Raw genomic sequence first — 13,193 nt, forward strand, 5'->3', positions numbered from 1 at the left:
GGATGTAATGAATAAGAGAAGGTTGTTTGTATTTGGAATAGCAATTGCTGTGGCTGCATGTTTATTCGGCGGCTACCATATGGTTCAATCCAAGGAAAGTACTGAACCTCGGGTGATCAGGGTTGGGATTACTATGTACAATCAGTATGATCCTTTTACAGAAGAAATCAGGCATAATATCGAGGATTATCTTGCAGTGTATGGGGATGAAAAGGATATTGAAATTGAAAGTACCGTTGTATATTCCGGCAAGAATCAATTGGTGCAGAATGACCAGGTTATTGATTTTATTGACAAAAACTATGACGTCATATGTGTGAACCTGGTTGATAGAACAGACCCTTCTGTAATTATTGAGGCTGCTAAATCAGCCGATGTTCCAATTATTTTCTTTAACCGTGAGCTTGTAGAAGACGATTTGAAACGATTTAACAAGCTTTATTATGTTGGCGCCAGACCAGAGGACAGTGGCCAGATCCAGGGGCAGATTGTTATTGATGCATTGGATGAGCGCTTCGATGAGATTGATGTTAATGATGATGGCATTATTCAGTATGTATTATTAGAGGGAGAGGCTGGACATCAGGATGCTATTCTTAGAAGCCGCGTTTCTGTGGAAACGATAAAAGATGCGGGATACGAGATGGAAATGCTGGGAGACGAAATAGCAAACTGGGATAGGAAACAGGCACAGACAAAAATGACATCTTTGCTTGCGGGATATCCTCGGCAAATTGAGCTGGTCCTTGCAAATGATGACAATATGGCTCTTGGAGCTTTAGATGCATTGACTGAATTTGGAGTGCAAAATGAACCTTTGATTGTTGGGGTTAATGGTCAGGAAGAGGTTCTTGCAGACATTGCTGAGGGCAAAATTGAAGGTACCGCTTTGAATAACGCCCAGGAAAAAGGAAGAATTATAGCTGAATTAGCTGTAGGGATTGCAATGGATGGAAGACCTCCGGAAGATATCCAGATGGAGGATGGTAAATATTATTATGTTTCTTATGAACGTATAGATAATACTAATGTTTCGGAGTATACTGATTCCCAGTGATATTACTATTAATTCTAAAAATCTAGTTGATAACATAGGCTTTAAAGAGGTATAATCTTTAAAGTCTATATTTATGTCGTTTTTTACTTGGAGGTTTTACTTTGTTAGACAAATTAGAGAAGAAATTTGGCCGATATGCCATTAATAATTTAATAGTATATTTGCTTGGCGGATATGCCATCGGATACTTATTATCCTTTGGCCAGAGATTTACCGGGGTGCCTTATCTGAATTATCTTACCTTGGAGCCATATTACATTCTCCATGGACAAATCTGGAGAATTATTTCATGGGTTATTATTCCACCTGATACTAGCATTATATGGGCAATTATCATGTTTATGCTTTATTATCAATTGGGACAGACACTTGAGCGTACTTGGGGTGCTTTTCGTTTTAACGTATATATTTTTGGCGGTATGATTTTCACTCTTCTTGGAGCGTTCATTACATACTTTATTTATGGCGGAGCATTACCTGTAGGATATATTGGACAGATTACCAGCACTTACTACATTAATCTTTCAATTTTTCTTGCATTTTCTACATGTTTCCCAGATATGCAGGTGCTTTTGTATTTTATCATTCCAATCAAGATGAAATGGATGTCCATATTCTACCTTGTTATTATTGGATATGAAGTATTTAGATACTGTATGGCCGGTGCATTTTTTGCTGCCGTACCAGTGATTGCATCACTCCTTAATTTCTTCATCTTTTTCCTGATGACTAGAAATATGGCTAGATTCAATCCAAAGGATATCCATAGACGAAACGAGTTTAAACGACAGGCGACACCACCACGTACTCAGTACCGTGATGGCACACCTATCGCGAGACATAAATGTGCTGTGTGCGGGCGCACAGAGCTTACAAACCCAGGTTTGGAGTTCAGATTCTGCAGTAAATGTAATGGTAATTATGAATATTGCAGTGATCATTTGTTTACACACAATCACATTAGATAAATCTAAAATATAATTATTGAAGGGACAATAAATAGATAATGAGTGAAGAAGTAGTTAGCAAAAATTTTATCGAGCTTGAAATTGACAAGGATTTAAAGGAGGGCGTTTACGACCATGTTTGTACACGTTTCCCACCTGAGCCAAATGGTTACTTACACATTGGCCATGCAAAGTCAATCATTTTAAACTATGGTCTCGCTGAGAAGTACAACGGTGAGTTCCACATGAGATTCGACGACACAAACCCTACAAAGGAAAAGGTAGAGTTCGTTGATTCAATTAAGGCAGATATTCAGTGGTTAGGAGCTGATTGGGGAGAGCATCTCTATTTCGCTTCAAACTACTTCGATAGAATGTATGAAGTAGCAGTTGACCTTATCAAAAAGGGTCTTGCTTATGTTTCTGATCTTACAGCTGATGAGATGAGAGAGTACCGTGGTGACTTCGAGCATCCAGGTAAGGAAGATCCAAATAGAAACCGTTCTATCGAGGAAAACCTTGCTATGTTCGAAGACATGAAGGCTGGCAAGTATGAGGATGGTAGCCATACACTTAGAGCTAAAATCGATATGGCTTCACCTAACATCAATATGAGAGATCCAATTCTCTACAGAGTTGCTCACATGACACATCACAACACAGGTGATAAGTGGTGCATCTATCCAATGTACGATTTCGCTCATCCACTTGAGGATGCATTTGAAGGTATCACACATTCAATCTGTACATTAGAGTTTGAGGACCACAGACCTCTTTATGATTGGGTTGTTAAGTCAGCAGGATTCCCAAATCCACCACGTCAGATTGAGTTTGCAAAGATGTATCTTACAAACGTTGTTACAGGAAAGAGATATATCAAGAAACTTGTTGAGGATGGAATTGTAGACGGTTGGGATGATCCACGTCTTGTATCAATTGCAGCTCTTAGACGTCGTGGCTTCACACCTTCATCAATCAAAAAATTTGTTGAGCTTTCTGGTGTTTCAAAGGCTAATTCGTCATCTGATTATGCAATGCTTGAGTACTGCATCAGAGAGGACTTAAAGACTAGCCGTGGCCGTGTTATGGCTGTTCTTGACCCTGTTAAGCTTGTTATTGATAATTACGATAGCGATGATGTTGAATGGCTTGATGCTCCAAACAACCTAGAAAATCCTGAGCTTGGAAGCAGACAGGTTCCATTTGGCAAGGAATTATACATCGATAGAGAGGACTTCATGATTGAGCCTCCTAAGAAGTATTTTAGACTTTACCCAGGCAACGAAGTACGTTTAATGAATGCATACTTTGTTACATGCACAAGCTATGAAACAGATGAAAACGGCAAGGTTACTTGCATTCACTGTACATACGACCCAGCTACAAAGGGTGGAGATGCACCTGATGGACGTAAGGTTAAGGGAACAATACACTGGGTAGCTGCTAAGACAGCTCTTAAGGCAGAGGTTCGTCTCTATGAAAACATTGTAGATGAAGAAAAAGGAGTGTATAATGAGGATGGTAGTTTAAATCTTAATCCAAACTCACTTACAGTTCTTAAAGATTGTCTTGTTGAGCCATCCCTTAAGGATGCCAAGGCTTATGATAGTTTCCAATTTGTTAGACAAGGCTTCTTCTGCGTTGATTCTAAGGACTCAAAGCCAGATGCATTAGTGTTTAATAGAATTGTTTCTTTAAAGAGCTCATTTAAATTGCCTACAAATAACTAAGTTATAGATTTAGTAATCTATTTAGAAAAGGATTGCAAAATGAATTTATTATCTGGAATGGAAAAATTTGGCTTCTCTATGGACGGAGAGCTTGATATTTTGGCGGATGACAAGCCAAAGAAGGATGCTGCGCAAAAGACAGCAGCAGCGCCTGTCGTTAAAACTGAGAAGGATTTTATCATTGATAAAAAGGTTAGATGTCCAGTTTGCGATAAGGATTTTCCTATCAAGGCTGTACTTGCTACAAAGCTTAAGAGATTAGAGCCTGATTTCGATTTAAGACCTAATTACGAGCATGTTGACAAATGCAAATACGACTTTATGTCATGCCCAAACTGTGGTTATTCTGCTCTTGATACTACATTTGCTAAGATTGACACAGCTCGTGTTAAGCTTATCAGAGCTGAATTCTGCCCAAGCTTTAAGCCACAGAAGGAGACAGCACTTCCTGAGACATATTCATATGAATATTCAATCGAAAAGTTTAAGCTTGCATTGATTTGTACAATGAAAAAGCGTGCAAAGATGTCTGAGAAAGCTTACGTTTGCCTTAAGATAGCTTGGCTTCGTAGAGCACAGCTTAAAGAGCTTGAGGGAAACAAGGATGCTGATCCAAAGATTGTAGATATGATTCAAAAAGAATACGAAGGTTTCTACTCACAGGCATATGAAGGCTTTATGAAGGCTGTTTCATCAGAAACTCCTCCATATTGCGGAATGGCATCAGAGGCAGTAGAATATATGCTTGCTAATATGTCAGTTCACTATAAAAAATACGATGCAGCTATGAAGCTTATCGCAAGACTTATTCAGTCACCTAGTACTTCCAGAAAGCTTAAGGATAAGTGCTTAGAGCTTAAGGAAGATATTGTTGCAAAACAAGGAGCAAAGTAGAATTGACACATATCAGATTATTCTGATATGTGTTTTTTTGAGGTAATTATGAATTGGATTAAATATTCTATAAATACAACAACAGAGGCAGAGGATTTTGTTAGCGCAATGCTGATGGAACTAGATATTGTCTCTATTGAAATTGAAAATAATGTACCAGTTTCTGGAGAAAAGCAGGGCGGAGAATTCAAAGAGCTTCAGCCTGATTTACCAGATGATGATGGTACATCTCGAGTATGCTTTTATTTAGGAGAGGATGAGGATCATGAGTCAAAGCTTTCCGAGGTAAAGGCTGGCTTAGCAGAGCTTAAGGATATGATGGATATCGGTGAAGGAACAATCGATACATCTATTACAAAGCAGGAAGATTGGGTTAACAATTGGAAGGAATTCTTCAAGGCCTTCTATATAGAAGATATTCTTATTAAGCCTACATGGGAGGAAATTCCAACAGATGCAAAGGACAATCTGGTTGTTGAAATTGATCCCGGCGTTTCTTTTGGGACAGGAAAGCACGAGACTACTCAGCTTTGCATCAGACAGCTTAAGAAATACCTTAAGGAAGGCGACGAGATTCTTGATATAGGATGCGGTAGCGGTATTCTTTCTATCATTGCTAATAAGCTTTTAGATGGAAAGTGTCATATCGTTGGTACAGATATCGATGAGGATTGTATCGAGTCTACCTATGAGAATTTCGAGGTAAATCATATTTCCAAGGACGCAGGCGATTTCTTTGTTGGAAATCTTACTGAGGACAAGGATTTACAGGATAAAGTGGGCTATGAAAAATATGATGTAGTTGTTGCTAATATTTTGGCAGACATAATTATTGGTATGGCTCCAGCCATTTATCCAACATTAAAGAAGGGAGCTTACTTTATTTCTTCTGGAATTATCAATTTCAAGGAAAATGAAGTAAAAGAGGCTCTTGAGGCAGTTGGACTTACTATAGTAGAGATTAATTATCAGGGTGAGTGGGTAAATATTACCGCTCGTAAATAAAAATATGCAGCAAATATTTGTTAATGAAGAGCCAATAGAAGGAAGATTTACTGTCACAGGTGATGATATGCATCATCTGGTGCGTGTTGTACGCATTAAAAAGGGCGAAATCATCCGAGTTTCTACTGCAGCTGGCAATAATTACCTTTGTGCAGTTAGCGACATTTTGGATAAAGAGCTTTTAGTCGATGTCAATGAGCAGGTCAACTCTACTGAACTTTCAAACAAGATTTATCTTTTCCAGGCCATTCCTAAAGGGGATAAAATGGAAACTATCATTGAAAAGACAGTAGAGCTTGGAGTATACGAAATCATTCCTGTTCAGATGAAAAACTGTATAGTAAAGCTTGATGATAAAAAGAAAAAGAATAAGCTTTCACGATATCAGACTGTTGCCCTTACAGCAGCCAAACAATCAAAACGTTCAATTGTGCCTGCTATTCATGATGTCCTTTCTTTCAAGGAAGCTATGGAATACGCAGCAAATCTTGATTTGCTTTTGCTTCCTTACGAAAGCAAAAATGGCATGAAAGATACTTATGACGTTATAAATGGATTGCAAAAGGGGCAGAGTGTTGGTATATTTATTGGGCCTGAAGGTGGATTTGATGAATCCGAAATTGAGCTTGTAAAAGACAAATGCAAGCTTATATCTTTAGGTAGAAGAATACTTAGAACTGAAACTGCAGCGATTTGTTCACTCAGTATGTTAATGCTAAAAAGCGAGGAATTAGAACTACAATGATATACTTTGATAATTCAGCCACCACTAGATGTTCTGATGGTGCGCTTAAAATAATGCAGGAAGCATTGCAGGTAAACTTTGGAAATCCTTCATCTTTGCACAACATGGGTTACAAAGGAAAGGATTACCTCAAAACATCCAGAGAGATTATTGCCGGTATTTTAAAGTGCCAGCCTAAGGAAATCTATTTTACCTCAGGTGGTACAGAAGGAAATAATCTTGCTATTAAAGGTGGCGTAGAGGCAAGAAAGCGTCTTGGTAATCATATCATTACTACAAAGATTGAGCACGCAAGTGTTTTGAATCCTGTTAAAGCCCTTGAAAAGCAAGGCTTTGATGTTACTTATCTTGGTACTGACGAATATGGTGTTATCGATTTAGAGGAGCTTAAGGCTGCAATCAGACCAGATACAATTTTTGTATCTATCATGATGGTTAATAATGAAATTGGTAGTCTTCAGCCAATAGAAGAAGCTGCTAAAATTATCAAGGTTGCCAATCCAGAAATTATTTTCCATGTGGATGCCATTCAGGCATTCGGCAAAATGAATATTATTCCAAAGAAGATGGGAATGGATATTCTTACAGTTAGCGGTCATAAGATTCATGGACCAAAGGGTTCTGGATTTATATATATTAAAGATAAAGTACGAGTTGTTCCTCAGATTCTTGGTGGAGGACACGAAAACGGCATGCGATCAGGTACAGAAAATGTTCCGGCTATTGCTGCACTTGGTGTTGCTGCAAAGGAAGCATATGACAATCTTGAAGCTTCTAGAAAGCACATGTATGAAATGAAGTTCAGACTGATAGAAGGCCTTACTGCAATAGACGGTGTTACAGTTAATGGACATCACGATGAAAACAGTGCGCCTCAGATTGTTAGCGTCTCTATAAAGGGGAATCGTACAAGAGCGCAGGTTATGCTTAATGCTCTTCAGGATACTTATGGCATTTATGTTTCTGCTGGTTCAGCATGTTCATCTAATAAGCCTGCAATCAGTGAGACATTAAAATCTATTGGCTTGGAAAAGGATTTACTGGAGCGTACTATTCGTTTTAGTTTTTGTCCTGAAAACACAATGGAAGAAATTGAGGAAGCAATTAAGGCTATGACTGAATTGGTTCCTATGATGGTTTTATAAATATAATCTAAAGGAGATTATTAATGACATATCAAGCATTTTTGATTAAATATTCAGAGATTGGTGTCAAAGGCAAGAATCGTTATGTATTCGAGGATGCCTTAGTTCATCAGATTAAAAGAGCACTTTATGGTGTTGATGGGCACTTTGTGGTTAAGAAGCAGAGCGGTCGTATTTTAGTTTCTGTAGAAGGTGAATACGATTATGATGATGCAGTTGCTGCTTTACAGCATGTATTTGGTATCAGTGCTATTTGTCCTACAGTTGTAGTACCTGATGAAGGCTTCGATAAAATGGCGGAAGCTGTTATCAAGTATGTTGATGAGGAATTTGCAGATAAGAACTTCTCATTCAAGGTAATGGGTAGAAGAGCAAACAAACAGTATCCTATGACTTCTATGGAAGTTGCTGCTGAAATTGGTGCAAGACTTCTTGATGCTTTTCCTGAGATGCATGTTGATGTTCATCATCCAGACAGAATCATTTACGTAGAGGTAAGAGAGAATATTGCTATTTATTCTACAGAGATTCCTGGACCTTGCGGTATGCCAGTTGGTACAGCAGGTAAAGCAATGCTTCTCTTATCAGGTGGTATTGATTCACCAGTTGCCGGATACATGATTGCAAAGCGTGGTGTTACACTTTCAGCTACTTATTTCCATGCGCCACCTTACACTTCAGAGCAGGCAAAGCAAAAGGTAGTAGATTTAGCAAAGCTTGTTGCTAAGTATTCAGGCCCAATTGATTTACATATTGTAAACTTTACAGATATCCAGCTTTACATTTATCAGCAGTGTGCTCATGAAGAGCTTACAATCATTATGCGTCGTTACATGATGAGAATAGCTGAACACTTTGCTAAGGAAAATGATTGCCTTGGTCTTGTTACAGGCGAGTCTATCGGACAGGTTGCCAGCCAGACTATGCAGTCATTAAACTGCACAAATGCTGTATGTACACTTCCAGTTTACAGACCACTTATTGCATTTGACAAGCAGGATATTGTAGATATTTCAGAGAAAATCGATACATACGAGACTTCAATATTGCCTTACGAGGATTGCTGTACAATTTTCGTTGCAAAGCATCCTGTTACAAAGCCAAAGCTTGAGGCTATTGAAAAGCATGAGCACAATCTCGATGAGAAGATAGATGAGCTTATGAAGCAGGCTATAGATACAGTTGAGGTTATTAAAGTTAGATAAAAAATATGAGCTTTGCTAATATAGCAAAGCTCATAATATTTAACACATTGATTTAAAGAATTAAACGATGTAATCCTTTAATGTAGACATTACGTCTTCTGCATCACCCTCAGCGTGTACAGTAAGATCGATTGGCTTAGATAAATCAAGGGAGAAAATACCCATGATAGACTTGGCGTCGATTACATAACGTCCGCTAACAAGATCAAAATCATAGTCAAACTGTGAAATAGTATTAACGAATGACTTAACCTTGTCGATTGAGTTAAGAGAAATTTGAACTGTTTTCATCCTGCTTGCCTCCTCTAATAGTTTTAAAATATAAATTTATACTAAAACAATGGTACCTAAAAGTCAATAAAGTATTGCACTTTTAACAAAAATAGAAAGGTTTTTAATCTAATGAAAAAAGCTGCTTTACATAACCTTGGTTGCAAGGTTAATGCATATGAAACTGAAGCGATGGAAGAACTCCTCAAAAAGGACGGTTTTACAATCGTTGGATTTGATGAGAGCGCTGATGTTTACGTAATAAATACATGTTCCGTAACGAATATTGCTGACAGAAAATCTCGTCAGATGATTCATAAATGTAAAAAGTTAAATCCAGATGCATGCGTTGTGGCTGCCGGCTGTTATGTACAGAATTTTGGAAAAGATATTGCAGATGAGCTTGGTGCGGATATTATTCTTGGCAACAATAAAAAGAATGAATTGGTAGCAAAGGTTCATGAATTCTTCGAGAAACGTGATTCATTGGAAGGTCCAATTCTTGAGTGTGTTGATATTAATGATGGCAACGTTGCATATGAAAATATGATTATCGAAAAGGACTCTGAGCATACACGAGCTTTTGTTAAGGTTCAGGACGGCTGTAATCAATTCTGCAGTTATTGCATCATTCCTTTTGCAAGAGGTCGAATTAGAAGTAGAGATATCGATGACGTCATCAAGGAAGTTACTGGCCTTGCTCAAGCTGGATACAAAGAGGTTGTCATTACAGGAATCCATCTTTCATCTTATGGTAATGGTAAGGATTACGACTTAGCTGATTTGCTTGAGGCTGTTCATAAAATAGATGGAATTGAACGTATTCGTATGGGGTCACTTGAGCCACAGATAGTGACAGAAGATTTTGCAAAGAGAGTTTCTGCCCTTGAAAAGATGTGTCCTCATTTTCACCTTTCTCTTCAGTCAGGTTGCGATACAGTTCTTAAAAGAATGAACAGAAAATACACAATTGAGGAGTATACTAAAGGAGTTAACATCCTTAGAAAGTATTTTTCAAATCCAGCAATCACTACTGACATAATCGTAGGTTTTCCTGGTGAAACAGAAGAAGAGTTTAATGAGACTGTTGCATATGTTGATGAAATCGCATTTGCAGAGCTTCATGTATTTGCGTATTCAAAGCGTGCTGGCACAAAGGCTGCTACTATGCCAAATCAGATTATAAATGCAGTCAAAAAAGAGAGAAGCGCTAAGCTCATCGAAGCGGGAAATATCCAGACAAAAGCTTACAGACAAAACCACATTGGTCAGGAGCTTGATATTCTTTTTGAAGAAGAAGCGCAGATTGATGGTGAAAATTATTTCGTAGGATTTTCAAAGGAATATATAAAATGTGCTATTAAGTCAAACGGAGAATCATTATCAAATGTAATTTTAAAGGCAAAAGCTGTTTCCATCACAAAAGATAATGAGTACTTGATTGTTGAAATTTAGCCATTTGTATATTAATATTATTGTAATAGATTTTTAGTGTGGGATATTTTTATTAATACGAGGTAGATATGGCAGATTTAAGTAACACACAATATTTTAAAGTTCAAAAAGAAAATCCTGTTGGGGTAAAAGAAGTTTTAGAACAGGTTTATGGAGCATTATCGGAAAAAGGCTACAATCCTGTTAACCAGATCGTAGGATATATCATGTCAGGTGATCCTACATATATCACAAGTCATAACAATGCACGAAGCCTTATTATGAAGGTAGAGCGTGATGAGCTTGTAGAGGAGCTACTCAAGGAATACATCATCAACGAGAGTTGGAGCAAGTAATGAGTGGCAGAATTCTTGGTCTAGATTATGGAACCAAAACAGTGGGGGTCGCGATTAGTGACCCCTTACTTTTGACTGCACAGGAATTAGAAACTATTACTCGTGATAGAGCTAGTAAACTACGTCATACTTTAGTTCGTATCAAAGAATTATGCGATGAATATCAAGTGTCTACAATCGTACTTGGTTATCCTTTAAATATGGATGATACTGAAGGCTTTCGATGTGAAGACACTATCAAGTTCAAGGAACTTTTAGAAAAGCGTGTTGATATACCTATAGTCCTCATTGATGAGAGACTCACTACCATGTATGCAGACGAGATTCTTGAAGAATCTGGTGTTGATAAAAAAGACAGAAAGAAATTTATTGATCAAATTGCAGCTGCAATTATATTACAGGACTATCTCGACAATCATCGAGATAAATAAGGAGTTTTATGGAACAGATTATTTTATCAGGAGCTGACGGAGAAGATTTACCAGTATATGTTATCGAAGAGACACAGTTATCAGGCGTAAAATATCTTCTTGTATGCGACAGCCAGGATGAAAATGAAGACGCTGATGCATTTATTCTCAAAGAGGTATCAGAAGACAACGGTGAAGTTATTTACGATGTTGTTGAGGACGATGTTGAGTTTGATGCAGTAGCAAAATTATTTGAAGAATTAGTTGGCGACGAAGCTGACATTGATTATTAATTGATTACAATTAGGAGGTTTATTTTTGAAGAAGAAAACTGAACAGAAGGCTGAAAGGCTAAAGATTATTCCACTTGGAGGTCTTGAGCAGATCGGCATGAATATTACTGCTTTCGAGTATGGAGACAGTATTATTGTTGTGGATTGCGGACTTTCATTTCCTGAGGATGATATGTTGGGCGTAGATCTGGTTATTCCAGATATAACATATCTGAAGGAGAACCAGGACAAGCTTAAAGGCTTTTTTATCACCCATGGTCACGAGGATCATATAGGTGCTATTCCTTATGTATTTAAGGATCTTAATGTTTGTCCTATTTATTCGACAAAGCTCACAAACGGCTTGATTGAACACAAGCTTGAGGAGCACAAAATGCTTACTAAGGTTAAGCGTAAGGTAGTTAAATATGGCACACATATTAACGCAGGTGAATTTAGAGTAGAGTTCATTCGTACAAATCATAGTATTCAGGATGCGGCTGCACTTGCAATTTATTCACCAGCTGGTATCGTTGTCCATACAGGCGATTTTAAGGTTGATTACACACCTGTTTATGGTGATCCAATCGATTTACAGCGCCTTGGTGAAATCGGTAAAAAGGGTGTACTTGCGCTTATGTGCGATTCTACAAATGCTGAGCGCCCTGGTTTTACTGCGTCTGAAAAGACAGTAGGAAAGACTATCGATTCCATCTTTGCTGATAATGATTCATCTAGAATTATTATTGCTACATTTGCATCAAATGTTGACCGTGTTCAGCAGATTATCAACTCTGCAGATAAATACGGACGTAAGGTATGTGTAGAAGGTCGCTCAATGGTTAACACTATTGAGACAGCTTCAAAGCTTGGATACCTACAGATTCCAGACAATACACTTATCGATATTGAGTCACTTAAGTCTTACCCAGATGAAAAGGTAGTCCTTGTTACTACAGGTTCTCAGGGTGAGTCTATGGCAGCGCTTTCTCGTATGGCTAATGGAACTCATAAAAAGGTCCAGATTAAGCCAGGAGATATGATTGTATTTTCTTCTCACCCAATTCCAGGAAATGAGAAGGCCGTTTCAAATGTAATTAACGATCTGACAATGCGTGGTGCAGAAATTGTTATGCAGGATGTACACGTATCAGGACATGCTTGTGCTGAGGAGATTAAGCTTATTTATTCTCTTGTACGTCCACAGTTTGCTATTCCTGTTCATGGTGAATACAAGCACCTTACAGCTCAGGCACGTATTGCAGAGTCTTTAGGATGGGATCATGACCATATCAAGATTATTCGTTCAGGCGATGTATTAGAGCTTGGTGACAATTATGCCAAGGTTTCAGGTCATGTTCACACTGGTGCTATCATGGTTGATGGTATCGGTGTTGGTGATGTTGGAAACATCGTTCTTAGAGACAGACAAAAGCTTGCTGAGGATGGAATTATTATCGTAGTTCTTACCCTTGACAGTGCTTCAGGTACAGTATTAGCTGGTCCTGATATTGTATCCCGTGGTTTCGTATATGTTAGAGATTCAGAAGATCTTATGGAAAGCGCTCGAGCAGTCCTTACAGAAACTATGGAAGTTCTTGAGGAGAAGAATATTACAGATTGGAATAAGATTAAGGCAGATATCAGGGACAATCTTTCTGACTTCGTATGGCATGAGACTCAGAGACGTCCTATGATTATTCCAATTATCATGGAAGTTTAA

At 38.1% G+C, this 13,193-nt stretch carries 14 protein-coding genes; 13 read left to right on the forward strand and 1 reads right to left on the reverse strand.

The genetic code is table 11. The features are described 5' to 3' along the window. Nucleotides 1-7 precede the first annotated feature (7 nt). The 8 genes from BMY66_RS01040 (at nt 8) to thiI (ending at nt 8,728) form a co-directional block, all read left to right on the forward strand. A complete protein-coding gene (locus BMY66_RS01040; RefSeq protein ID WP_090393868.1) occupies nt 8-1,057 on the forward strand; it encodes a galactose ABC transporter substrate-binding protein in 1,050 nt (349 codons plus the stop codon). Between the two features lie 101 nt (nt 1,058-1,158). Next, nucleotides 1,159-2,025: a hypothetical protein gene (locus tag BMY66_RS01045; RefSeq protein WP_044934730.1), complete on the forward strand. Its 867-nt coding sequence runs from the start codon at nt 1,159-1,161 to the stop codon at nt 2,023-2,025. Between the two features lie 38 nt (nt 2,026-2,063). Continuing rightward, on the forward strand, nt 2,064-3,734 hold the full coding sequence (locus tag BMY66_RS01050; RefSeq protein WP_090393869.1) for a glutamine--tRNA ligase/YqeY domain fusion protein: 1,671 nt from the start codon (nt 2,064-2,066) through the stop codon (nt 3,732-3,734). Between the two features lie 39 nt (nt 3,735-3,773). Next, complete coding sequence (locus BMY66_RS01055) at nt 3,774-4,628, forward strand: DUF2225 domain-containing protein (protein ID WP_044934725.1); 855 nt, start codon at nt 3,774-3,776, stop codon at nt 4,626-4,628. 48 nt (nt 4,629-4,676) lie between these two features. Further along, the gene (gene prmA / locus BMY66_RS01060; RefSeq protein ID WP_090393870.1) at nt 4,677-5,633 is read left to right on the forward strand and encodes a 50S ribosomal protein L11 methyltransferase; all 957 of its coding nucleotides are present in this window, start codon (nt 4,677-4,679) and stop codon (nt 5,631-5,633) included. A 4-nt stretch (nt 5,634-5,637) separates the two neighbouring features. Further along, the gene (locus BMY66_RS01065) at nt 5,638-6,378 is read left to right on the forward strand and encodes an RsmE family RNA methyltransferase (protein WP_090393871.1); all 741 of its coding nucleotides are present in this window, start codon (nt 5,638-5,640) and stop codon (nt 6,376-6,378) included. Then, nucleotides 6,375-7,523 carry a cysteine desulfurase family protein gene (locus tag BMY66_RS01070; protein ID WP_090393872.1) on the forward strand — a complete coding sequence of 383 codons (1,149 nt, stop codon included), beginning with the start codon at nt 6,375-6,377 and terminating at the stop codon, nt 7,521-7,523. Before BMY66_RS01065 ends, BMY66_RS01070 begins: the two co-directional genes overlap by 4 nt. 23 nt (nt 7,524-7,546) lie before the next feature. Then, the gene (gene thiI / locus BMY66_RS01075; protein WP_044934718.1) at nt 7,547-8,728 is read left to right on the forward strand and encodes a tRNA uracil 4-sulfurtransferase ThiI; all 1,182 of its coding nucleotides are present in this window, start codon (nt 7,547-7,549) and stop codon (nt 8,726-8,728) included. A 60-nt stretch (nt 8,729-8,788) separates the two neighbouring features. On the opposite strand, the gene BMY66_RS01080 is transcribed toward thiI, so the two are convergent. Next, nucleotides 8,789-9,019, reverse strand: coding sequence for an HPr family phosphocarrier protein (locus tag BMY66_RS01080; RefSeq protein ID WP_028243612.1), 231 nt, complete (start codon nt 9,017-9,019; stop codon nt 8,789-8,791). 111 nt (nt 9,020-9,130) lie between these two features. Between BMY66_RS01080 and mtaB the strand changes: the two genes are divergently transcribed. From mtaB to BMY66_RS01105, 5 genes are all read left to right on the forward strand, one after another. Next, entirely contained in the window at nt 9,131-10,453 is a 1,323-nt protein-coding gene (gene mtaB, locus BMY66_RS01085) for a tRNA (N(6)-L-threonylcarbamoyladenosine(37)-C(2))-methylthiotransferase MtaB (protein WP_090393873.1), read from the forward strand. Nucleotides 10,454-10,521: 68 nt separating this feature from the next. After that, the gene (locus BMY66_RS01090) at nt 10,522-10,788 is read left to right on the forward strand and encodes an IreB family regulatory phosphoprotein (RefSeq protein WP_044934710.1); all 267 of its coding nucleotides are present in this window, start codon (nt 10,522-10,524) and stop codon (nt 10,786-10,788) included. Beyond that, nucleotides 10,788-11,219, forward strand: a complete 432-nt coding sequence (ruvX, locus tag BMY66_RS01095) for a Holliday junction resolvase RuvX (protein WP_044934709.1) — start codon at nt 10,788-10,790, stop codon at nt 11,217-11,219. The genes BMY66_RS01090 and ruvX overlap by 1 nt, the downstream gene beginning before the upstream one ends. A gap of 8 nt (nt 11,220-11,227) precedes the next feature. After that, nucleotides 11,228-11,491 carry a DUF1292 domain-containing protein gene (locus BMY66_RS01100; protein ID WP_090393874.1) on the forward strand — a complete coding sequence of 88 codons (264 nt, stop codon included), beginning with the start codon at nt 11,228-11,230 and terminating at the stop codon, nt 11,489-11,491. A gap of 25 nt (nt 11,492-11,516) precedes the next feature. Further along, the gene (locus BMY66_RS01105; protein ID WP_044934705.1) at nt 11,517-13,193 is read left to right on the forward strand and encodes a ribonuclease J; all 1,677 of its coding nucleotides are present in this window, start codon (nt 11,517-11,519) and stop codon (nt 13,191-13,193) included.

Origin of the sequence: Pseudobutyrivibrio sp. C4 (assembly GCF_900111635.1) — a bacterium.
Taxonomy (GTDB): domain Bacteria; phylum Bacillota; class Clostridia; order Lachnospirales; family Lachnospiraceae; genus Pseudobutyrivibrio; species Pseudobutyrivibrio ruminis.